18 protein-coding genes are annotated in these 23,341 nt (G+C 38.5%); 7 read left to right on the top strand and 11 right to left on the bottom strand.

The annotated features are described in order from the left end of the window. Positions 1–41 precede the first annotated feature (41 nt). The 6 genes from serC to rpsO all read right to left on the bottom strand — a co-directional run bounded on the left by serC (position 42) and on the right by rpsO (position 8,679). The gene (serC, locus tag HWV58_RS05965; RefSeq protein ID WP_124562444.1) at positions 42–1,115 is read right to left on the bottom strand and encodes a 3-phosphoserine/phosphohydroxythreonine transaminase; all 1,074 of its coding nucleotides are present in this window, start codon (positions 1,113–1,115) and stop codon (positions 42–44) included. 272 nt (positions 1,116–1,387) lie between these two features. Then, entirely contained in the window at positions 1,388–3,811 is a 2,424-nt protein-coding gene (locus HWV58_RS05960; RefSeq protein WP_175633216.1) for a TonB-dependent receptor, read from the bottom strand. 99 nt (positions 3,812–3,910) lie between these two features. Further along, entirely contained in the window at positions 3,911–4,582 is a 672-nt protein-coding gene (gene rpe / locus HWV58_RS05955) for a ribulose-phosphate 3-epimerase (RefSeq protein ID WP_175633215.1), read from the bottom strand. Between the two features lie 288 nt (positions 4,583–4,870). Then, the gene (locus tag HWV58_RS05950; protein WP_175633214.1) at positions 4,871–5,953 is read right to left on the bottom strand and encodes a hypothetical protein; all 1,083 of its coding nucleotides are present in this window, start codon (positions 5,951–5,953) and stop codon (positions 4,871–4,873) included. 130 nt (positions 5,954–6,083) lie between these two features. After that, positions 6,084–8,219, bottom strand: coding sequence for a polyribonucleotide nucleotidyltransferase (gene pnp / locus HWV58_RS05945; RefSeq protein WP_175633213.1), 2,136 nt, complete (start codon positions 8,217–8,219; stop codon positions 6,084–6,086). A gap of 175 nt (positions 8,220–8,394) precedes the next feature. After that, a complete protein-coding gene (gene rpsO, locus HWV58_RS05940; protein WP_047797868.1) occupies positions 8,395–8,679 on the bottom strand; it encodes a 30S ribosomal protein S15 in 285 nt (94 codons plus the stop codon). 197 nt (positions 8,680–8,876) lie between these two features. On the opposite strand from rpsO, the gene HWV58_RS05935 reads away from it, so the two are divergent. Then, positions 8,877–9,431 (top strand): hypothetical protein, encoded by a 555-nt coding sequence (locus tag HWV58_RS05935; protein WP_175633212.1) that lies wholly within the window; start codon positions 8,877–8,879, stop codon positions 9,429–9,431. A 174-nt stretch (positions 9,432–9,605) separates the two neighbouring features. Here the strand turns inward: HWV58_RS05935 and HWV58_RS05930 are convergent, their stop codons facing one another. After that, entirely contained in the window at positions 9,606–9,956 is a 351-nt protein-coding gene (locus HWV58_RS05930; protein ID WP_175633211.1) for a hypothetical protein, read from the bottom strand. Between the two features lie 405 nt (positions 9,957–10,361). Between HWV58_RS05930 and HWV58_RS05925 the strand changes: the two genes are divergently transcribed. The 4 genes from HWV58_RS05925 (at position 10,362) to HWV58_RS05910 (ending at position 15,683) form a co-directional block, all read left to right on the top strand. Further along, on the top strand, positions 10,362–10,781 hold the full coding sequence (locus HWV58_RS05925; RefSeq protein ID WP_175633210.1) for an acyl-CoA thioesterase: 420 nt from the start codon (positions 10,362–10,364) through the stop codon (positions 10,779–10,781). Between the two features lie 481 nt (positions 10,782–11,262). After that, positions 11,263–12,687 (top strand): MATE family efflux transporter, encoded by a 1,425-nt coding sequence (locus tag HWV58_RS05920; protein ID WP_175633209.1) that lies wholly within the window; start codon positions 11,263–11,265, stop codon positions 12,685–12,687. Positions 12,688–12,933: 246 nt separating this feature from the next. Beyond that, entirely contained in the window at positions 12,934–14,721 is a 1,788-nt protein-coding gene (gene lepA, locus HWV58_RS05915; protein ID WP_175633208.1) for a translation elongation factor 4, read from the top strand. An 80-nt stretch (positions 14,722–14,801) separates the two neighbouring features. Next, positions 14,802–15,683 carry a bifunctional 5,10-methylenetetrahydrofolate dehydrogenase/5,10-methenyltetrahydrofolate cyclohydrolase gene (locus tag HWV58_RS05910; protein ID WP_175633207.1) on the top strand — a complete coding sequence of 294 codons (882 nt, stop codon included), beginning with the start codon at positions 14,802–14,804 and terminating at the stop codon, positions 15,681–15,683. 268 nt (positions 15,684–15,951) lie between these two features. On the opposite strand, the gene HWV58_RS05905 is transcribed toward HWV58_RS05910, so the two are convergent. After that, entirely contained in the window at positions 15,952–16,287 is a 336-nt protein-coding gene (locus tag HWV58_RS05905; protein ID WP_175633206.1) for a Rieske (2Fe-2S) protein, read from the bottom strand. Between the two features lie 107 nt (positions 16,288–16,394). Here HWV58_RS05905 and HWV58_RS05900 point away from each other — a divergent pair, with 107 nt between their 5' ends. Together HWV58_RS05900 and HWV58_RS05895 are read left to right on the top strand one after the other, a co-directional pair. After that, positions 16,395–17,018, top strand: coding sequence for a 7-carboxy-7-deazaguanine synthase QueE (locus HWV58_RS05900; RefSeq protein WP_124562455.1), 624 nt, complete (start codon positions 16,395–16,397; stop codon positions 17,016–17,018). A gap of 36 nt (positions 17,019–17,054) precedes the next feature. Then, positions 17,055–18,941, top strand: coding sequence for an OmpA family protein (locus tag HWV58_RS05895; RefSeq protein WP_175633205.1), 1,887 nt, complete (start codon positions 17,055–17,057; stop codon positions 18,939–18,941). 492 nt (positions 18,942–19,433) lie between these two features. On the opposite strand, the gene HWV58_RS05890 is transcribed toward HWV58_RS05895, so the two are convergent. From HWV58_RS05890 to recQ, 3 genes are all read right to left on the bottom strand, one after another. Continuing rightward, positions 19,434–20,153, bottom strand: coding sequence for a YqjF family protein (locus tag HWV58_RS05890; RefSeq protein ID WP_175633204.1), 720 nt, complete (start codon positions 20,151–20,153; stop codon positions 19,434–19,436). Further along, a complete protein-coding gene (gene kdsA / locus HWV58_RS05885) occupies positions 20,153–20,965 on the bottom strand; it encodes a 3-deoxy-8-phosphooctulonate synthase (protein WP_175633203.1) in 813 nt (270 codons plus the stop codon). Before kdsA ends, HWV58_RS05890 begins: the two co-directional genes overlap by 1 nt. 115 nt (positions 20,966–21,080) lie before the next feature. Continuing rightward, entirely contained in the window at positions 21,081–23,270 is a 2,190-nt protein-coding gene (gene recQ / locus HWV58_RS05880; protein WP_175633524.1) for a DNA helicase RecQ, read from the bottom strand. Between the last annotated feature and the right edge of the window lie 71 nt (positions 23,271–23,341).

The raw sequence follows: 23,341 nt of genomic DNA, 5'->3' as shown, positions 1-23,341 counted from the left end.
GATTAAATAATCTCAGCGATCATCTGTGGTTACAATTTACATTAATTTACTTTTGCCTGTTGTTCCTCAAATGCCTGCATGGCATCAATTAAAGCGTGTACACTTGTAATTGGTAAAGCATTGTACATCGATGCGCGGAAACCACCAACGCTTCTGTGGCCTTTAATACCTACAATACCTTGCTCTTCTGCATATTTCAGGAATGGTTTTTCCAGTTCGGCATTTTCCATCACGAAACAAATATTCATTTTAGAACGGTCTTCCAATGCACAAGTACCTTTAAACAATGGATTACGATCAATCTCTCTGTAAAGTGCTTCGGCTTTTTGCTTGTTCTCTCTTTCGATTTCAGCAACACCACCTTTTGATTTTAACCAACGCAGGTTTAATAAAGCAACGTAGATAGAGAAAACCGGTGGAGTATTGTACATCGAACCATTATCGATATGAGACTGATAGTTCAGCATTGATGGAATTTTACGGTCGATTTTATTTAAAATTTCGTCCTTAACAATCACAATGGTTAATCCTGCCGGACCCACATTTTTTTGTGCACCAGCATAAATTAAATCGAACTGTGAAACATCAATCACACGGCTCATGATATCAGATGACATATCGCAAACTACCGGAACAGTGGTTTTAGGGGTTTCGAAAAGTTCAGTACCGTAAATGGTATTGTTCGAAGTGTAGTGGAAATAAGCACTATCAGCCGGAATCTCGAAATCTTTCGGAATAAAGGTATAATTAGCATCTTTCGAAGAAGCCACTACATTTACATTACCCACTAATTTAGCTTCTTTTAAAGCCTTGCTGGCCCAAACACCAGAATCTAAATAACTTGCAGTTTGTCCATCACCCAATAGGTTCATTGGCACCATTGCAAACTGTAAACTTGCACCTCCCTGTAAAAATAAAACGGAATATCCCGATGGCACATTTAATAATTCCTTTACCAATTTATCAGCTTCTGCAACAACTGCCTCAAATTCGGTTGTTCTGTGCGAAATCTCTAAAATCGATAATCCATCGTTAAAATCTAAAACAGCCTGAGCTGCTTGTTTAAACACTTCTTGAGGTAAAATACAAGGGCCTGCGCCAAAATTATGCTTCATCTTATTATATAATGTTTTATAGGCGTAAATGTAAAATTTTTAAAGCAGTTATGCCCACAAAATCGTATTATAAAAAATTAAATATTGTTAAAAAAAAGACTAAAATTGATGTTTTTGTTGCAGTTTTTGCAATAAGATCTGTAACCTCATAAAAACACTGAACCAATACAATACAAAAGCTGTTTTTTGAGCTTAAATGGTTTGATTTTTTCAGCAGATTTTGAGCTACAAGGTCGCTTCAATCACTTGTTATGAAGGAACAGTTCACTTATTTAATTATTTTTCAGTTTAACAATCAGCTTTAAATTGAATTGTCTGCCTGTTAAATAATTTGGAATGGCGTACTGCACATTGTCTACATCTTTTAGCCATAAGTAAGAAACTGTATTGTTAATATTGAGCAGGTTAAAAACCTCGAAAAAAAGAATCACCGAACTGAAATTACGGTCTAAAAATTTCGGTTTGTGCAGGGCCGCATCATCGAGGAAATCTTTTGAAAAACCAATATCTACACGCTTATAAGATGGAACAAAAAACTGATCTGAATACCTGGGCGTTTGTGAAGGGCCAATAGGTAAGCGCGAACCATAAAGTGCATTTAAGTGTACCTTATAAGTCGGACTGTTTAACAGCCTATCCTGAAAGAAAATAGAGAAATTTAAACGCTGATCTGTTGGTCGTTTTAGATAACCCGGATAAATGGTGGTACCGTTTTGCACGTAACTATCACCGATAATATCTTCATTGGCATGCATCACCGACATCCTGAAATAAGAAACCAGGTCTTTCACAAACTCCCCTCCTATACTAAAATCGGCACCATAGGCATAGCCTTTCGATATTTCATTTGCGAGGTATTTTATCCTTAAATTATCAATTTTGTAAGGAATTAACCTGTCGGAATATTTAAAATAAGCTTCAGAAGTAAATTTTAAGCGTGTGCCAAAGGCATCGAAGGCGTATTCATAACCCAAAGAGGTATTATAAGAACTTTGTGCTTTCTGATCGATATTTAAAACACCCGAGAAATTGCGGATGGTACGGTATGATGGCGGTTGTTTGTAAACGCCAGCCGTAAACCTTAAAATTTTATTGTTAGAGTTAGGCCGGTAAGCAATCAGCATCCTCGGACTGATTAAGAGTTGTTTACTTAAAGAACTGTAAGTAGCGCGTGCACCTAGCTGTAGCTCAGCCGAGCTGGAAAGCGAGTAACTATCCTGAATATAGGCACTGTAGTTTTTGATATCGAGGTTATTCTTAACGTTAATTACATTCTGCATTACAATGCTTTTACCATTATTAGGCAAAATAAAACCTGCAGAATCGGTATAGTTGTATTCATTCAACTGATCATTATACTTCGACTGGTCAAATTTAAGTCCCCATGAAAAAACATGGCTGTTAAAATTCTGATCAACTTTTATTTCCGAGGCAAAAACCTGGGTATTCAAGCTGTTTCGGCCATAATTATAATAGCTACCTATGCCCCTGTTTTTACTAACCGGGCCAAAATTTTCGCCCGAAAAGCTATTGTCTACTTCTGCAAAAACGTAGCTTCCGTTAATATCGAAACGTTCGCGCTCAATTGTATTAAAATAACTGTTTATAAATTTAACCACTAAATTTGGTCTCGGCGAGTAGGTTGCTGTAAGGGCGCTGCCAAAAGTTTGGTAATCGTCTATCTCCTGCCCGGTATAATCTACATTTAACTTCAATGTGGTGCTTAAAGTACCAAACTGGGTTTCGCGGTTGGTAGGCACTAGTTTAAACTGGCCACTATTGAAATTACTTAAAAAACTGAGGTTAAATTTGGGCGAAAAATCGTACTGATATAGTACCTGTGCATCAGCATAATTGGGATTGTAACTTCCCTTTTCATCCTGCTTAATTAAAACACTCGTATTGTTTTTGTACCGCAAACCAGCCAGTAAAAAACTGTTCTTAAATACCCGTTTCGTACTTAAAGAGGTATTTAAAAGACTGGTACTTAATATGGTTTGATTGCTATCTGGTTTATCGTATCTGATATCCAAAATAGACGAAAGCTTATCGCCATACCTTGCCTCAAAACCACCTGCAGAGAACTTTGCTTTGCTAACCAGATCAGAATTGATAAAACTAAGCCCTTCCTGCTGGCCGTTGCGGATCAGTACAGGCCGGTTAATTTCTACATCATTGATGTAAATTAAATTTTCGTCAAAATTACCACCACGAACGCTGTACTGCGCACTTAACTCATTATTGGTAGATACCCCTGGCAAGGTTTTAAGCATCGTTTCAAAATTACCTGAAACCAAGGGCATGGCACCGATATCGGCAACGTTTATGGTGGTAGCGTTGCTAAGCTGGTTTTGTTTATTGGTAATGTTTACCTGCTCCAATTCGTTAATATTGGCTACCAGATTAACTTTTTGCAATATCCTTGCCCCAGAACGTTCGTTAAATTTGATGGTTTGGGGCTGATAACCCAAGAGGGAATATTTAATACTAAAGGATTTGGATTTTGAATAAATGGTATATACACCAAATTCGTCGGTTACAGTTGATTGTGCCTGTCCTAATACGATAACGGTAACTTGCGCCAGCGGAAGCTTTTCTTCATTTTGCACGATCCCTGAAACCCTAACCAGCGGTTGGGCAACAGCTAAACCGCAACCGGCAATGATAAGCAGAAAGAGCAGCCGTAATTTGAGCATTTTTAGTATCAACAGGTATTTGTTTGGCAATAAAAAGTATCAGCATTTATTGCTGCAAAAAATACTCATTATCATCAGAACAATTTAGCAATAAAACTATTAAATACTCACACTATTATGGGTTAATTGTTTCATCTCAGAAATGGTTGCTGTAGGGCTTTCAGTGGCAAAAATTGCATTTCCTGCTACAAAAGCATTGGCACCTGCAGATACCAGTGCAGCTATATTCTGCAAGCCTACCCCACCATCTACCTCAATAATTAAATCGTCATTAATGCCTTTAATCAATGCCTTCAGATCCTGTATTTTTTTATAGGTGTTGTGAATAAAAGCCTGACCGCCAAAACCGGGATTAACAGACATAATCAGCACCAGGTCCAGGTCTTCAATTACATCCTGCAATAAAGTAACTGGTGTATGTGGATTTAATGCCACCCCCGCTTTGCAGCCCGATGCCTTTATCAATTGAATGCTACGATGCAAGTGTGTACAGGCTTCGTAATGAACAGTAATGCGGTCTGCTCCTGCTTTCGCAAAATCACCAATATATTTATCAGGTTCCACAATCATTAAATGAACATCAAGGGGTTTGGTTGCATGTTTTTTAACAGCAGCCATGATCGGAAAACCAAAAGATATATTCGGAACAAAAACACCATCCATCACATCCACATGAAACCAATCGGCTTCACTCTGGTTAATCATTTCAATATCGCGTTGCAAATTGCCAAAATCGGCCGAAAGTATGGATGGGGCTATAATGTATTTCATATTTAGGTATTAATCCTTTCAATAATGCGAATAAATCGCTTTCATATTGCATAAGCAAAGTCTAAAAGCAATCGTCACTCTGAATTTATTTCAGGGTCTTAATAACAGGTAAGATGCTGAAATAAATCCGATAACTATCGGATCAGCATGACGAATTGGTAAGAATTTCCTTTTTCGTAGCAATACTGCAAGTTACAAAAGAACCATGAAAGTTTTTAGTGAGAAGCATTCAAGTTATCATTTCATGTCAAAGAAAAGCTTCTATATGTAGGCTTAAAAATATATTATTCATTTGGAATGCCTGTCTTCTTCGTGGTTTTTGACTGTATTTAAATAAGTTAAGATTAATTTTCTTTTTTCTCTATTACTCATCTTGTGCTTTAACAGATCAAAAAAAACGTTTATATATAGCAGCTCATTATCCTCAACATAATAAGTTAAAATTTGTGGTTTTGTAATCTTCGATTTTTCGTAAGCTCCTTTTAATGTTTTGCTATTTTCGTCCCAAGTATATTTTACAATAGTCGAATCGCTTAACAAATCATTTAACTTCCATTCATCTTTATGTTTCCATTCACGAAAGCCATGATTATAAATCATCTTTAAAGTCAAAGGATTAGTTTTAAGTTTAATAGACTCCAACCATTTCACACGCGGCCCCCAAATATCATCTTGAGAATTCCCATTAGAAAGTTCATTCAATACAGGTATGAAACGATTATTATAGTATTTGTAGAAATTTAAATTATTCCACCAAATCCCCGAACCTGTAATATAATCTTCTCTATAATAAACAATCGTTTTACCATCTCTATCTGTATAATAATTAAGTTCAAGACCATAATGATTGTACACCGATTTCTTCGCCAGCAGTGAATCAGCATTAAAGAAATAAAGATTCGTTCTTTCACGGACCCGATCTTCATCAAAAGAAATTGCAAACTCCTTTTTATTTCTACTCCCCTTACCAAAAGCATAAAATTTAACCGGAATATTTTTTTTACCCAGATAAATACTGTCGAGTTCTATTTTACCAAAGATTTTTTCAGCTTGATCAATCTTTATTGATCTCTGTTTAATAGCCGTTTTTAATGTACTATATTCTAATTCATTTAACTTCCGGTTAATTTGTTGAATAGCTAAAAACACAGAATCGGCATAAAAAGAAGTTTTTTTCACCAATGAATCAGTTGAAAGCCTTCCAACACTATCCATAAAGGCAATCAAGCTTTTTTCGCTGAAATTAATTACTTTGTTTTCGAAGGTTCTCGATGTATTTTTTTTATTGGTGTTGCCTTTTGATTTATGCTCTTGTTGGTTGCAAGCCATAATCAAAACTAAAAATAACAAAAGCAGTGCGGTATTCTTCATAATAGAGAAGCGATTTAGAACTCAATAAATCTAAGAAAACGTTTCACATTAAACAAAAAACCCTTTCAGCTAACTGAAAGGGTTTTCGTTATTGAGATGCTGAAACAAGTTCAGCATGACATTTACCTAATTAAGCTTTTGGTGCAGCTGGTTTTTCAGGTCTTGGTAATAAAACTTTACGTGAAAGTTTCATTTTACCTTGTTTATCGATGTCTAACAATTTAACCTCGATTTTATCACCTTCTTTTAACACACCATCCATGGTTTCTAAACGCTCCCACGAAATTTCAGAGATGTGTAATAAACCATCTTTACCTGGCATTACTTCAACAAATGCTCCGAAAGGCATAATTGATTTTACTTTACCCTGGTAAATTTCGCCAATTTCTGGTTTAGCTACAATGTTACGAATACGGGTAACTGCTGCATCAATTGATGCTTTATTATCAGCAAATACCTCAACAATACCTTTTCCATCAACTTCTTCGATAGAGATAGATGCGCCGGTTTCGCGTTGCATTTCCTGAATAATTTTACCTCCAGGGCCGATAATTGCACCAATAAATTCTTTATCAATAGTTAAAGAAACAATACGTGGAGCATGTGGCTTGTAATCCTCATTCGGCTGGCTGATGGTTTTCTTCATCTCGTTTAAGATGTGTAAACGACCTTCTTTAGCCTGCAATAAAGCTTTAGTTAAAACTTCGTATGATAAACCATTGATTTTTAAGTCCATTTGACAAGCAACAATACCATTTTCGGTACCAGTTACTTTAAAGTCCATATCACCTAAGTGATCTTCATCACCTAAGATATCAGAAAGGATAGCATATTTACCAGTTTTCTCGTCGGTAATTAAACCCATTGCGATACCTGAAACCGGAGATTTGATTTTAATACCGGCATCCATTAATGCTAATGTACCCGCACAAACTGTTGCCATTGATGACGAACCATTTGATTCTAAAATATCAGAAACAACACGGATAGTATAAGGATTTGCCTCACCTTGTGGTAATACTTTTTTCAAAGAGCGTTGTGCTAATGCACCGTGACCAATTTCGCGGCGACCTGCACCTCTGTTTGGTCTTACCTCACCAGTTGAAAAACCAGGGAAGTTATAGTGCAATAAGAATTTTTGGTAACCATTAAAGAAAGCACCATCAATCATTTGCTCATCATCTTTACTACCTAATGTAACGGTGGTTAAAGATTGTGTTTCGCCACGTGTAAATACAGCCGAACCGTGTGCTGCAGGTAAATAACCTACTTCACTCCAAATTGGACGGATCTCAGTTGTTTTACGACCATCTAAACGGATACCTTCATCTAACAATAGATTTCTGATCGCATCGTACTGAACATCATGATAATAATGTTTAGCCATTGCTTTAGTTAAATCAGCAGTATCTTCAGGCATTGCTTCGAAGAATTCGTTAATAATTGCAGTGAAGCCAACTTTACGCTCATCTTTGTTCGAACCAGATTTTGCTAATGCATATACTTTATCGTAAGTATCGGCATAAACTTTTGCTTTTAAATCAGCATCGTGGTCTTCGTGGTTGTATTCGCGTTTTACAGTTTTACCTGTAGCTTCAGTTAATTCAACCTGGATAGCACATTGTTTTTTAATGGCATCGTGTGCAAATTTCAATGCCTCAACCATTTCATCTTCCTGAATCTCGTCGCACTCGCCCTCAACCATACCGATATCGTTAGCCGAACCAGCAACCATAAACTCTAGAGTTGCGCGCTCTAAATCACTGGCATATGGATTGATTACCAATTTACCATCGATTTTAGCAACACGTACTTCAGAAATCGGACCGTTGAAAGGAATATCTGAAACTGATAATGCAGCCGATGCAGCTAAACCAGCTAAGCAATCAGGCATGATATTTTTATCAGCAGAAATTAATGAAATCATCACTTGTGTATCAGCGTGATAATCTGAAGGGAACATTGGACGTAAAGCCCTGTCAACCAAACGAGAGATTAAAACCTCGTAATCAGATAATCTTGCCTCACGACGTAAAAAGCCTCCCGGAATACGACCTGTAGCCGCATATTTTTCCTGATAATCAACCGATAAAGGTAAAAAATCAGTACCTGGTTTAGCACCAACTGTTGATACTACTGTTGCTAACAACATGGTATCGCCCATTTTTACTACTACCGAACCGTCAGCTTGTTTAGCCAGTTTACCAGTTTCAATTTCTACAATTCTGCCATCGCCCAAGTCGAACGATTTTTTTATTACATTCATTTAAATAGAATTATGGTGTGTTTTCCTCTTTCTACACACCTTTGTTTATATATGTTTTTGTTTTTGCAAACGAAGATAGAATTAAAAAATCTATCTATGATAATCCCCTGCTATTTTTTTTGCAGTAAAGTAAAAAGCCATCCTCTAAAGAATGGCTTTTCTGATAAACTTGCGCTTATTTTTGTTTAATGATATCACGCAACTGAAGAGTTTTGATGATAGCACGATAGCGCTCAATATCTTTTTTGTATAGGTAAGCCAAAATACCGCGGCGTTTACCTACCAATTTTTGAAGTGACAACTGTGTAGAGAAATCTTTACGATTTTTCTTTAAGTGTTCTGTTAAGTGCGCAATACGGTATGTAAATAACGCTACCTGACCTTCTGCAGAACCAGTGTTGGTTTCTACTTCGCCGTGTTGTTTAAAGATTTCGGCTTTCTTTTCTGGACTTAAATACATTTCTTGAATAATATTAAAGCAATAAATTAATTAATTGTGGCGCAAAGATAAAGCTATTTTTGGTTAAAAGCAAATGACAGTGCAGATACTTTTTTAGTTCTTAATCCCCTGATTATTAGCGTAAATATTTAATCGTTAATGAGAATGAATCCTGAAGTTTTTCTATTTTAGGACTTAGACACCATTAATACCCCAAAATGCAAAAACCGAAAGTTAGCAAAGAACCCAAATTATCATTAAATACCGTTGTTGGAGTATGTGCAGTTGTAACAAGTATTTGCGCAATAATTATAACATTATACCAAACCAGATTACAACGAACTCAGCAATATGCATCAGTAAAACCGTTATTAATGAGCTATTCCAATAGCTTTTCTGAAAAAAACAACGATAAAGTTCAATCCTATCATTACGAACTTCTGATTACAAACCAAGGTTTAGGGCCAGCAATTGTATCCGATTATGCATTTTATTATAAGTCTAAGCCTTATCAAAACATAGCCGAAATTCTTAAACAAATAAAAACCGATCACAAACTAGATTCAACAAAAGCGGTAATGCTTACAAATTTATGGAAAAATGAAGTGCTACCTGTTGGTGAAAGATTAAGTTTAATCAAAATAGATGATGAATACCTGGGGCCATTGATCGAAAAGTCTGATATTAAAATTATGGTTCAATATAAATCGCTTTATGAACAAGAATGGAGGTTTATGAGTAATGATAAATCCGGGCCGAAGGAAATAAATTAATTTTATTAAATCAATCTCCGTTTTTTTAAATCGGTCGATACACTCCCGGCCTTTCCATGATCTTTTATTTAAATTTATGGTTTTGAATCTGCAACTTAGCTGGAGAAACCCATAAGGTTTGTAAAAGAACACCTACTATGTCGGGTTTAGAAAACTTAAGGCAAAGCAAGAAACTTAATTTCGCTTATTAATGCGTTCCAACTCTAAAACATCAAGTTGATCTTTCGGTCTATTCGTTGCTCTTTTATTATCCAATAAGTGATTATAGTGCAGAAACCTCACTTTAACACCATTGATTTCGTCTACTGTAGCCATTTCAAAGTATTCATCAAACTTAGTCTTATCTAACCCTGGAATATCGGTCATTAAATCTGCATACATACCATCATCCATTAAAACTTCACAGTAGCCAGCAATAATAGGCACATCCAATAACATATCGTATCTGCCATATCCCATTTTATCAAGTGCATAAATCAGATTCTGCCTGTTATCTTTTGTGTCTTTAAGATAGATATCTATCACTGGTAGTGCGATTATAACCGTATCGGTTAACGGCAAAACCACCAACAATCAAATAATTAACGTTAAACTGCCCAAATGTCGCCAACAACAAAAGCATTTCAGGATTTTCTTTATCAAAAGACATAGAAGAAAATTATACGGTCGGTTTGCGGATCACTAACCCTTTGCCTTGAGGCGATTTTAAAGGCTTACCACCATTCATGGCAACAGAAATGTGGTTGAGCTGCAACACAGCAAAGAAGCTATGTACGGAGGTTCGGTTTAGATAAACACTTTCACGCGCTTCAACAATTGTTTCGCGTGGAATACTTGTGTCATATAGCTTTAACCTGCCCATCTATCAAAAATACGAAAAAAGAGCAATAAAAATATACAATTGTATACTTTTGCACAAAACATTTACCCTTGGAAAAGAATCAATACAGCATCTTTGAAAGCGAATTGCGCGTACGTCCGGATGATATAGACATGTTTAACCATGTGCACAACAGTAAATATTTGGATTATGTATTGGCTGCACGTTACGAGCAGATGGAAAAATTTTACGGAATGCCTTGGGAACATTTCACCAAATTAGGCTTAGGCTGGGTGGTAAGCCGCGTTGATATCAATTTCAAGCGCCCCCTGTTGATGAACGATTTGATGCTGATCCGCACGGGAATTTTAACCATGCACGAAAAAGGTTGCTCAGTGCAGTTCGAAATCATTAACAAAAAAACCGGCAAGGTAGCTTCTGATGGCATTTTTGACTACGTATTAATTGACCTGAATACCAACAGAGGCACTAAGGTTACTGAGGAAATGATCAAAGCTTACAGTATTTAAAGGTTTATTGGATTACACAGATCATTTGCTTGAAGATATCAATCCGTGAGTTCCGTGACTCCGTGGCAAATTAACCATCAGAACTTTTAAAGTTAAACCAACTGTCTGTGAACCGTAGATTATGAATTAGTGTATAAATTAGTTGCGCAGATTAACCATCAGAACTTTTAAAGTTAAACCAATGGTCTGTGAGCCGTATGGATTAGTGTATAAATTAGTTATGCAGGCGTTTTGATCAAAATATTAATCCGTGAGTTCCGTGCCTCCATGGCAAAATTAACCACCAACTAAAATAATCGTCCTCAAAATTTGACGTTTAGAATTTTTCTTTATCTTTGATCTATCAAAAAGACCAGTACCATGATAGTATCTGCAATCCGTTTGAGGTTCTAAATACCGAGGATTCCCTCCGATTTTAATTTTAGGTATGTGCGCGTAATGCGTATCATTTGGTTTATTCATTACATTTTAACTTTATTATATGTCACAGTCCATAAAGACAAAGGGCAAACTATCTTCTTTTTTCGAGCTGCTCGTGCAGGCTATAAAGGGCCACGAGGTCGACCTAACAGCTATTAGTATCAAAAGGGCCATTATTTTACTGGCAATCCCCATGATGCTTGAAATGGCCATGGAATCTGTTTTCGCACTGGTTGATTTATATTTTGTTGGCCATTTGGAAAATAGCAGTAACGCGATACAAACCGTTGGTTTAACAGAATCTGTATTAACTATTATTTATTCGCTGGCTATCGGTTTAAGTATGGCCGCTACGGCTGTTGTAGCCCGCAGAATAGGTGAGAAAAACCCTGAAGCTGCTTCAAAGGCAGGTATGCAAACTATTTTAATTGCCGTAAGCGTTAACCTCATTATCAGTATTTTAGGCTTAATTTATGCCCGCGATATTTTATTGCTGATGGGCGCAACTACAGTAACCGCCGACCACGGTACTTCATTCGTGCGCATTATGATGGGCGGTAGCATCATTATTGTTTTGCTGTTTCTAATTAATGGTATTTTCAGGGGTGCCGGAAATGCCGCCATAGCCATGCGAAGTTTATGGATCGCAAATATTGCCAACATTATTCTCTGCCCTGTTTTCATCAACGGTTTTGGCCCGATACCTGCATTTGGTTTAACCGGTGCTGCTATTGCCACTACCATTGGTCGGGCTTTGGGTGTAACCTACCAGGTTTACAACCTTTTTAACGGTAAAAATGCATTAAAAATCAGCATCAGTCATTTTATTCCCGATTGGGAGCAGATTAAAGCCATTGTAAAAATTGCGGCACCGGCCATTTTCCAGTTTGTAATTGCGAGTTGCAGCTGGGTGTTTTTGGCTGAACTGGTGGCCACTACAGGTGGCGATACAGGCTCGGCAGGTTACCAAACCGCTCTGCGCTTAATGATGTTCTTTATGCTACCAGCCTGGGGTTTAAGCAATGCTGCTGCCACCCTGGTTGGGCAGAATTTAGGTGCCGGACATATAGACCGTGCTGAAAAATCTGTTTTCCAAACCTTAAAATACATTATAATTTTCATGGCTGTGGTGAGTGTATTGTTTTTAACCTGTGGCCATTTGTTTGCAGCGTTTTTTACAGCCGATATGCAAGTGATTACCGTTGCCAGTAAAGCGCTTAAAATTTTAAGTATTGGTTTTGTTATTTACGGTGCAGCCATGGTTTTTAGCAGTGCGTTTAATGGTGCCGGCGACACCTGGACACCTACCAAAATTAATGTTTTTGCTTTTTGGCTTTTCCAGATTCCTTTAGCCTACTTTTTGGCCAGGTTTTTAGAAATGGGACCAACAGGCGTATTTATAGCAATACCAACCGCCGAAGCAGGTATCGCTGTAGCTGCATACATCCTGTTTAAAAAAGGCAAGTGGAAGAAAATCAAGGTTTAGTTTATTAAACACGGATAAACACAGATCGACCAATGTTATCTGTGTTTATCCTGTTTATCAGTAATTAATGCAGCTTCCGACTTCACGTTGGAAGAGCATTGAAAATAAAGTCAGGATAAAGTTTAAGAAAGCTAACACAGCCGAAGAACCACTGTTTTTGCTTTCCAAAACAATAAAAATTCAGCCATCACAGCATTCCATTTTCCCTCTTACATTTTCCATTAAAAAACATATCTTTGCGCAAAGATGAAGCATATACGTAATTTTTGCATTATTGCACACATCGACCATGGTAAAAGTACCCTGGCTGATAGGTTATTAGAATATACAGCGACGATTTCGCAGCGTGAAGCGCAGGCGCAATTGCTCGATAATATGGATTTGGAGCGCGAGCGGGGCATTACAATTAAAAGTCATGCCATACAAATGAACTATAAAGTTGGTGGTGAAGAATATGTTTTTAACTTGATCGACACACCTGGGCACGTAGATTTTTCTTACGAGGTTTCACGTTCAATTGCTGCCTGCGAAGGCGCTTTGCTGATCGTTGATGCTTCGCAAGGTATACAGGCCCAAACCATTTCGAACTTATACCTGGCTTTAGAGCACGACCTTGAAATTATCCCGATTTTAAATAAAATGGATTTACCGGGCGCAATGCCTGAAGAGGTTAAAGACCAGATAATTGATTTAATAGGTTGTGACCGTGATGATATTATTCCTGCTTCTGGTAAAACCGGAATGGGAATCCCTGAAATTTTACAAGCAATTGTAGACAGAGTTCCAGCTCCTGTTGGTGATGCTGAAGCTCCATTACAGGCATTAATTTTCGACTCTGTATTTAATTCATTCAGAGGAATCATTGCTTATTATAAAGTAGTAAACGGCGAAATTAAAAAAGGCGACAAAGTAAAGTTCATCAATACAGGTAAAGAATATCTGGCTGATGAAGTTGGTATTTTGAAACTGGATATGGCTCCACGGAATGTGGTTAAAACTGGTGATGTGGGCTATATTATTTCCGGCATTAAAGAAGCGCGAGAAGTAAAAGTTGGTGATACCATCACAACAGTTGCCAGACCGGCTGAGGGTGCTATTCAAGGCTTTGAAGAAGTTAAACCAATGGTATTTGCCGGTATTTACCCGGTTGATACCGAAGATTTTGAAGAATTACGCGAAGCGATGCACAAGTTGCAGCTAAATGATGCTTCTATCGTTTTCGAACCGGAAAGTTCTGCAGCTTTAGGCTTTGGTTTCCGTTGTGGTTTCCTGGGCATGTTGCACATGGAGATTATTCAGGAACGTTTAGAGCGTGAATTCGACATGACGGTAATTACGACAGTCCCCAACGTATCGTACATTGCGCATACAACCAAAGGTGTCGAAATTGTTGTAAATAACCCATCTGATTTACCAGACCCAAGCAAACTGGATTCTGTTGAAGAACCTTTTATCAAAGCCAATATTATTACCAAGGCTGAGTTTGTCGGTCCGGTAATGTCGCTTTGTATCCAAAAACGTGGTATTATTGTTAATCAATCCTACTTAACATCGGATCGTGTAGAATTGGTTTTCGAAATGCCAATGGGCGAAATTGTATTCGATTTTTATGATAAACTGAAAACCATTTCTAAAGGTTATGCATCTTTCGATTATCATCAGGTTGGTTACCGTAAATCGGATTTGGTTCGTTTAGATATGTTAATTAATGATGAACCTGTTGATGCATTATCTTCATTGATTCACCGCAGTAACGCTTACGATTTCGGTAAGAAAATCTGTGAGAAATTAAAGGAACTGATCCCACGTCAGCAGTTTGAAATTAAAATCCAGGCTTCTATCGGTGCTAAAGTTATTGCCCGCGAAACATTGAGCGCTTTACGTAAAGATGTAACCGCGAAATGTTATGGTGGTGATATTTCCCGTAAACGTAAGTTATTGGAGAAACAGAAAAAAGGTAAAAAACGCATGCGCCAGGTGGGTAACGTAGAAATCCCACAATCTGCATTTATGGCGGTTTTGAAGTTAGACTAAAAATAGAATCAAGTGTAAAGTATCAAGTTGCAAGCAATTGAAATCTTGATACTTTATACTTGCTACCCCGATATTTAAACATGAAACTATTAGACGGTAAATACGTATCAGAAAAAGTTAAAGTTCAGATTGCCGAAGAAGCAGCTGAGTTTTTGAATAAAACAGGGCGCAAGCCGCATTTAGTTGCCATTTTAGTAGGTAACGATGGTGGCAGCGAAACTTATGTGGCAAGTAAGATGAAAAACTGTGAGAAGGTAGGTTTTAAATCTTCTCTTCACCGTTATGACAACTCGGTTACAGAAGCTGAACTGCTGGCTAAAATTGAAGAAATTAACCAGGATGATGATGTAGATGGCTTAATTGTTCAATTACCGCTACCTAAACACATCGACCCTGAAAAAGTAACTGAAAAGATCGATTACCGCAAGGATGTAGATGGTTTCCACCCCGTAAACCTGGGCAGAATGATGCGCAATTTACCATGCTTTATTCCGGCAACGCCTTACGGTATTTTGCTCATGTTACAAGAATACAATATCGATACAACCGGCAAGCACTGCGTTGTGGTTGGCCGCAGTAATATTGTGGGTAGCCCAATGAGTATTTTAATGGCCCGTAATGCAAATCCGGGAAACTGTACCGTAACACTTACCCACTCGCGTACAAAAGATTTAAAAGAACAGGTTTTGCAGGCCGATATCGTAATAGCAGCTATCGGTAAAAAGAACTTTGTTACAGCTGATATGGTTAAACCAGGTGCCATTATTATCGATGTGGGCATTAACCGCGAAAATTCTACTGAAACCAAATCGGGCTTTAAATTGTATGGCGATGTCGATTTCGACAATGTTGCGCCAATATCATCTTACATCACTCCGGTACCAGGCGGCGTAGGTTTAATGACCATTGTAGGTTTATTGAAGAATACATTGGCATCGGCAAGGAAAGAGATATATTCTTAAAGGTAGAAGGTTATAAGGCGGAAGGTTTAAGGTAAAACCCAATCCCCGAAAAATACTGGAAAGCGGTTCATTTTTGGATCGCTTTTTTAGTGTAAAAGCTTAAAGACTAAAGCGAAAAGTTTTAGTTTGGAGTTGGGAGTTTGGAGCCAGTTAACCAATTCAAACAATTAACCAGTTAACCCATAAAACAGTTTGGAGTTGGGCGCTTGGAGTTTGGAGCCAGTTAACCGATTTAAACAATTAACCAGTTAACCTACTAATAAACCAATCACCCCCAAAGTTTACTCCACCAGCTTTCTTCAAAGCCAATGTACAAGCCATCTTCCCTCAGTTCGGTTGGATAGATGCGAATATAATCTCCCTGCCCTTCTGCTCCTCTTCCGGTTTCGAGGCTGTACTCGTAACGGTGAATAGGACAAATCAAATTACCATTTTTACACCAGCCACCGCTAAAATGCCCCCCTGCATGCGGACAATGTGATTGGGTAGCGATAAGCTTGTCTTCATTATTGATTACACAGATCTGTTTGCCATCAACCGAAATGGTTTTAATGTCGTTGGCACGGGGAATCTGATTGTTATTTAAGGCTTTAAACCACTTCATACAGCTAAAATACGGCAAATAAATATCAGTATTATTTCATCTTTCTATTAAATTTCGAAATAGGAACTGCTTCCCCATATTTTTTTAAGATATTTGCATCCTCAAAAATGAAACAAGACATTCCAGAAGACGGCACATTACTTCCTTTAATGGAAGAATTTTACACCATACAGGGCGAAGGATTTAACACCGGCAAAGCGGCATATTTTATCCGTTTGGGCGGTTGCGATGTGGGTTGCCACTGGTGCGATGTAAAAGAAAGCTGGGATGCCGAAATGCACCCGCTAACCGCTTCGGATGTTATTGTAGAAAATGCCGACCGCTTTCCGGGTAAAGCCGTTGTAATTACCGGTGGTGAGCCTTTAATTTACAACCTCGATTACCTGACCAATAAGCTGAAAGAAAGAGGAATTCTAACCTTTATCGAAACTTCTGGTGCTTACCCGCTATCGGGCAACTGGGACTGGATTTGTTTATCACCCAAAAAATTTAAAGCGCCAAGGCCAGACATTACCCCTTTTGCCAACGAGCTGAAAGTAATTGTTTTCAATAAAAGCGATTTTAAATGGGCCGAAGAATATGCAGCAATGGTATCGCCGGGATGTAAGCTTTATCTCCAGCCTGAATGGTCAAAATCAAAGGAAATTACACCAATGATTATCGACTATGTGATGGCTAATCCAAAGTGGGAAATTTCTTTACAAACACACAAATTTTTAAATATTCCTTAAAAACAATACATTAGCTTTATAACCAAATGTTAATGTATGAGGTTTTGTCTGTTCCTATGTTTTAGTTTTTTGAGCTTTTGTGCATTTGCGCAAGGCTCGGGCAATAAAAAAGCACAAAATTCTTTTGAGAACGCAGGTGCTGCAATCCAAAAGCAGGATTTTGCAGGTGCTGAACAGTTATTGAAAAGTGCTGTTGAAAGCGATCCATTATTCCAAAATGCCTATATTGTTCTGGCAGGGGTTTACAAAATCCAGCGGAAATATCCCGAAGCTAAAGGAGCTTATCAAAAAGCCATACTCATTAATAAAAGCGTAAAACCGGAGGTTATTTTTGGCCTGGCAGAAACCGAATTTGCTACGCAGGATTACACCAAGGCAAAACAAGATTTCGACACCTTTTTAGCCCTCGATGCTTCATCCGATCGCGCTAAAAAAGCAAAGAAATACTTACTGGATTGCGATTTCGCCATTTCGGCGGTTAAAAAACCAGTAAAATATTCGCCTAGCAATCTCGGTGAAGGGGTAAATACAACAGATGCTGAGTATTTCCCTGCATTGACTGCAGATGGCGAAACCTTGATATTTACCCGACAGGTTAATGGCAACGAAGATTTCTGGACTTCGCAGTTTAAAAACAATACCTGGACTTCCGCTACGCCGTTATCAGCCAAAATAAATACCACCCGTTATAATGAAGGTGCACAAACCATTTCGCCAGATGGTAAATACCTGTTTTTTACAGGTTGTAACCGCCCCGACGGTTTAGGCAGGTGCGACATTTACGTTTCGCACCGCGAAGGCAAAGACTGGGGCGAGCCTTACAATGTGGGTAAGCCGGTAAACTCCGAATATTGGGAATCGCAACCCGCTATTAGTCCGGATGGCAGAACCTTGTATTTCATCAGCAACCGCCCCGGAGGGTCTGGTGGTTACGATATCTGGAAAAGCACCATTACCGACGACGCCAAGTGGGGACCAGCAGTGAACCTTGGTCCGGATATTAATACCGCTTACGATGAAAATACGCCTTTCTTACATGTAGATGGGAAAACTCTCTACTTCTCTTCAGATGGATGGCCGGGTTTTGGCAACAAGGATATTTACTACAGCCGCATGGATGACAGCGGAAAATGGCAGAAACCGGTTAATATTGGTTATCCCATTAATTCGTTCGATGATGAAAGTGGTTTGGTAGTAAGCGCCGATGGAAATTTTGGCTTGTTTTCGTCTAATTTAAAGAATGGCTTTGGTGCGCAGGACATTTACAGTTTTGGCATTCCGGAGCAAGCCAGACCTGCTAAAATTACCTACGTTAAAGGCATAGTAAGAGATAAAGACACTAAAAAAACCATCGGAAGCAACGTTCAGGTAATCGATCTTAAAACCAACAAAACCGTTTTTGATGATTATACCGATCCTGAAACGGGCGAATTCCTTGCGGTAATGCCCATAGGAAGCGATTATCTGTTTAATGTAAACGCTGAAGGTTACCTGTTTTATTCAGAAAATTTCGAGCTCAAAGCCGCCGACATTAACAAACCCTACCAGATAACAGTAGAGATCGAAAAAATAAAACAAGGTGGTAACGTAACCCTTCGCAATATCTTTTTCGACACCAATAAATTTAACCTCCTACCCGCTTCCATCCGTGAGCTCGATTTATTAATTGAGTTCCTGCACCAAAATGAATCGGTTAATATCGAAATTCAAGGACATACAGACAATGTGGGCGACGATAAACTGAACGAGAAATTATCTTTTAACCGCGCCAATGCAGTGTACGATTACCTGATTAAAAACCAGATTGATGCCAAAAGGCTGACTTTTAAAGGCTTTGGCGCAAGCAAGCCAATTGCGGATAATAAAACTGAACTGGGCAGGAAAAATAACAGAAGAACCTCTTTCGTGATTACGAAGGTTTAATGTAATTCTGAGGAATAATTTATTGCATAAAAATCAATACCAGTGAGAGTCCCTTCGGAGTCGTCATTGCGAGGCAAGAAGCAATCTTACTACTATGGGAGGGTAAGCAATACTTCAATTTCAACTAGCGATCGTTGTAAGATTGCTTCGTCGTTCCTCCTCGCAATGACGATTATTTTATATATCTGTCAATGGTAAGGTAGAGAAGAACCTCCCTCAAATGAAACACATTCTGCAAAAGATGCTTCATTGCATTCAGCATTACAATAATCGTGAAATCACATCGCCATAGCTTTAAGATTCCCGCCTGCGCGGGAATGACGGCCTACATTTGCTAGAGGTGAGTGTTCTCACACGCCTGATAAGGACTGAAGGAAAGCAATAAAGCATTGGCATGGAGATTAAAACAGCATATAAAGTTTTTATTTCGGTTGGTGTTGACACCAACCGATAGATCAATACCCTGTGCTAATTTGAAATGACGATCCCTATCTAAAACGCTTCCCTTTTTAATACCCTGATTTCCGATCCTTCTGCCAGCATCACTGAATCAGGTTTTGCCTGGTTTAAAAAGGCAAATTCATCACCGTAATTAAGTCCGAAATCTACCGATATACTATAATCTTTAACTGCATAGGCTTTCCAGCGTGGGTGCTCTACTCCATATTCTGAAGTATGCTGGTTGTCAATTTTAGTGTAACCCCAGTAGTGTTCGGTGATAAATTCGGCCTCACTTCCTACTTCGATATCTTTGGCTATTGGGTCTGCAGTAACAGAAAATTTATTCCACGTTTCGTTTTTCCAATGATAAGCTACCTCCAGCTGATGCTCCTGTTCAATCCAGATATGTTTCATGGGCAGGGTTTGGTAGTTCTCTTTGTAAAGCGTATTGGCTACAAAAGTAATCGCCGGCTTAGGTACAAATTCTTTAATAAATACCACGCCACGTTTCCATTCATCTCCCGCTTTAAACCTCACGTAAAACCTCAGGTTTACTTCTTCAAAAGTACTATGAAAAGGAATATTGAAGCCAAGCAGCCTTACGTCGACAAACATAAATCCAACCAGGCTAACATAATATTTCCCCTCCCAACTATCCAGTTCAGTATTAGGCGGTAAATATTTTAAAAGAATTTCCTTATCCACAGCATACTGTGCAAGTGCAAGCTTACGCCACTCTGCAGTTAAAAAAACTCCTTTGTTTGAAACCATTACAAAACCGCTTGTCTGATACGGATCAGTTTGGTTAAAGTTTCTTCAAGCAAATCTAAATGCAGCATATTGGCACCATCTGATTTCGCATTAGCCGGATCGGGATGTGTTTCGATGAACAGGCCATCGGCACCAACGGCAATAGCTGCTTTGGCAATGGTCGAAATCAATTCGGGTTTACCACCAGTAACGCCGCTGCTTTGGTTGGGCTGCTGCAAGCTATGCGTACAATCCATTACCACGGGTACGCCAAAACTTTGCATTTCGGGTAAACCGCGATAATCAACTATTAAATCCTGGTAACCAAAAGTATTGCCCCTGTCGGTTAAAATCACTTTATCATTACCAGCTTCTTTAATTTTCTCTACCGCAAATTTCATTGAACCAGCCGATAAAAACTGGCCTTTTTTAACGTTAACTACTTTCCCGGTTTGGGCTGCTGCAATTAACAAATCAGTTTGGCGACATAGGAACGCCGGAATCTGCAACACATCTACATAAGCTGCTGCCATAGCCGCTTCGTCACTTTCATGAATATCGGTTACCGTAGGCACACCAAATTCGCGGCCAACCCTTTCTAAAATCCTTAAGGCCTTTTCGTCGCCAATGCCTGTAAAAGAACTGCCTTTGCTTCTGTTGGCTTTGCGGTAAGAACCTTTAAAAATATAAGGGATTTGAAGTTTATCGGTAATGGTAATAATCTTCTCTGCAATACGCATGGCGATTTCTTCGCCTTCAATAGCACATGGACCAGCCATTAAAAAGAAATTTCCTGAATCTGTATTTTTTATTTTATCTAAGTAGTTAAGCATGGATGATGGGTGATGAATGATGTAAAATGTTAGATGGAAGATGTTTGATGGAAAATTAAAAGAAGATGGGAATCATAACTGGATACATAATCCATGTTACCACTCCCATCTTACATTAATTCCCTAGTTCTGACATGAATTTAATGCGCATCAGTTGAATTTCTTCGCGCGTGTAGTCAGTTTCGCCAAGCTCGTTTAAGGCTTCATCAATAGAATCGCTTTCTGCTGCCCTGAAATAATCAAAAACTTCATCCTGTCTGTCGTCGTCAATTACTTCATCAATGAAATAATTCAGGTTGAGTTTTGTTCCGGAGTTTACAATCGATTCTACCTCCTTCAGGATTTCCTCGTAGGTGATGCCTTTTGAATCTGCAATATCTTCTAGACCTATCTGCCTGTCGATATTCTGAATGATAGATACTTTCATTTGCGATTTATTGGCCTGAGTTTTAATAATCAGGTCGATAGGGCGCTCAATGTCGTTATCCTCTACATATTTTTTAATCAGTTCGATAAAAGGTGTGCCGAATTTCATCGCCTTTCCTGAGCCTACACCCGAGATCTGACGAAGTTCATCCATAGCGATTGGGTAATGCGTACACATTTCCTCTAGTGAAGGATCCTGGAATACGACAAATGGCGGAACGTTTTTCTGCTTGGCAATTTTTTTACGTAAATCTTTCAGCAGCGATAAAAGGTGCGTATCTAAAGCGCCTGTTCCCTGTTTAACGTCGTCATCATCATCGTCGGCACCACTTTCAATAGGCTCGTTTAAAATAAACTTCAGGCTATACGGATTAACAATAAAATCTTTTCCCTGTCTGGTTAATTTTAATAAACCATAATTATCGATATCCTTAAAAAGGAAATTATTTAGCACTGCCTGGCGCACAATCGATTTCCACATCAGTTCGCCGTCTTCTTTACCAATACCGAACTCAGGCACTTTGCTGTGTTCGTAAGCAATGGTTTGGGCGGTTTCTAAACCTAAGAAAACGTTCAGTAAGTGGGCATCATCAAACTTCTCGCCTGTTTTGTCGATGAATTTTAAAAGTGTAGATAACTGATTTTCAACATCAAACTGTTTTTTAGGCTTCTTGCAGTTATCGCACATGCAGTTACAGCCTGTTTCGTTAAAGTTTTCGCCAAAATAATGCAAAATCTGTTTACGGCGACAAACGCCCGATTCGGCATAATCAATTACTTCTTTTAATATCTGTGTACCAATTTCTCTTTCCGAAACCGGTTTATCTTTCATAAACTTAGCCAGCTTATCTACATCCTTTTGCGAGTAGAAAGCAATACAAACCCCTTCGCCGCCATCACGTCCGGCCCTGCCCGTTTCCTGGTAATAGCCTTCCATGCTTTTAGGCACATCGTGGTGAATTACAAAACGTACATCCGGTTTATCGATCCCCATACCAAAGGCAATAGTAGCTACAATCACCTCGGCATCTTCCATCAAAAACTTATCCTGTGTTTCTGCCCTCACTTTGGGGTCTAAACCTGCGTGGTATGGCAAAGCACTAATACCGTTTAAGTTTAAAGCTTCGGCAACTTCCTCTACTTTTTTACGGCTTAAACAGTAAATAATACCCGATTTACCGGGATTGGATTTAATGTACTTGATAATCTCTTTGGTAATATCGCGCTTGGGGCGGATTTCGTAAAACAGGTTCGGCCTGTTAAAGGATGATTTAAACAGGGTAGCTTCTGTCATCCCCAGGTTCTTCATAATATCCTGCTGCACTTTTGGTGTAGCAGTCGCCGTTAAAGCTATAATGGGAATATTATTGCCCAAACCTGCAATAACCTGTTTTATTTTGCGGTATTCCGGCCTGAAATCGTGCCCCCATTCAGAGATACAGTGTGCCTCATCTACGGCAACAAAAGAGATTTTAATCAGATTTAGAAATTCAATATTATCTTGCTTCGCCAGCGATTCGGGCGCAACATACAATAATTTGGTCTGACCGCTTAAGAGATCAGATTTAACTTGCGTAATTTCAGATTTATTGAGAGATGAATTCAGAAAATGAGCGATACTGTCATTTCCACCAAAAGCCCGCAATTGGTCTACCTGGTTTTTCATTAATGCAATTAACGGAGAAATAACAATTGCCGTCCCTTCGCTCATTAAAGCTGGTAACTGATAGCAAATCGACTTTCCTCCGCCTGTTGGCATAATAACAAATGTGTTATTGCCTTCTAAAATATTTGTTATGATCGACTCCTGATCACCCTTGAAATTGTCAAACCCGAAGAAATTTTGTAGGTTATCAAATAACGACTTTTTCACGTCCATTTTGTGTAATAAAATATGCGATGCTATTTTTCTATCCAAAATAACATAATTTTACAAGAATTTCAAGTATT

Source organism: Pedobacter ghigonis (genome assembly GCF_903166585.1).
GTDB classification, from domain to species: domain Bacteria; phylum Bacteroidota; class Bacteroidia; order Sphingobacteriales; family Sphingobacteriaceae; genus Pedobacter; species Pedobacter ghigonis.
The sequence above is the reverse complement of the archived record's forward strand: the minus strand, read 5'-3'. Positions and strand labels throughout refer to the sequence as shown.

Coding starts and splice junctions, on each gene's coding strand:
- serC (WP_124562444.1), bottom strand. CDS start 1,115: ATGAAGCATAATTTTGGCGCAGGCCCTTGTATTTTACCTCAAGAAGTG.
- HWV58_RS05960 (WP_175633216.1), bottom strand. CDS start 3,811: ATGCTCAAATTACGGCTGCTCTTTCTGCTTATCATTGCCGGTTGCGGT.
- rpe (WP_175633215.1), bottom strand. CDS start 4,582: ATGAAATACATTATAGCCCCATCCATACTTTCGGCCGATTTTGGCAAT.
- HWV58_RS05950 (WP_175633214.1), bottom strand. CDS start 5,953: ATGAAGAATACCGCACTGCTTTTGTTATTTTTAGTTTTGATTATGGCT.
- pnp (WP_175633213.1), bottom strand. CDS start 8,219: ATGAATGTAATAAAAAAATCGTTCGACTTGGGCGATGGCAGAATTGTA.
- rpsO (WP_047797868.1), bottom strand. CDS start 8,679: ATGTATTTAAGTCCAGAAAAGAAAGCCGAAATCTTTAAACAACACGGC.
- HWV58_RS05935 (WP_175633212.1), top strand. CDS start 8,877: ATGCAAAAACCGAAAGTTAGCAAAGAACCCAAATTATCATTAAATACC.
- HWV58_RS05920 (WP_175633209.1), top strand. CDS start 11,263: ATGTCACAGTCCATAAAGACAAAGGGCAAACTATCTTCTTTTTTCGAG.
- lepA (WP_175633208.1), top strand. CDS start 12,934: ATGAAGCATATACGTAATTTTTGCATTATTGCACACATCGACCATGGT.
- HWV58_RS05910 (WP_175633207.1), top strand. CDS start 14,802: ATGAAACTATTAGACGGTAAATACGTATCAGAAAAAGTTAAAGTTCAG.
- HWV58_RS05905 (WP_175633206.1), bottom strand. CDS start 16,287: ATGAAGTGGTTTAAAGCCTTAAATAACAATCAGATTCCCCGTGCCAAC.
- HWV58_RS05900 (WP_124562455.1), top strand. CDS start 16,395: ATGAAACAAGACATTCCAGAAGACGGCACATTACTTCCTTTAATGGAA.
- HWV58_RS05895 (WP_175633205.1), top strand. CDS start 17,055: ATGAGGTTTTGTCTGTTCCTATGTTTTAGTTTTTTGAGCTTTTGTGCA.
- HWV58_RS05890 (WP_175633204.1), bottom strand. CDS start 20,153: ATGGTTTCAAACAAAGGAGTTTTTTTAACTGCAGAGTGGCGTAAGCTT.
- kdsA (WP_175633203.1), bottom strand. CDS start 20,965: ATGCTTAACTACTTAGATAAAATAAAAAATACAGATTCAGGAAATTTC.
- recQ (WP_175633524.1), bottom strand. CDS start 23,270: ATGGACGTGAAAAAGTCGTTATTTGATAACCTACAAAATTTCTTCGGG.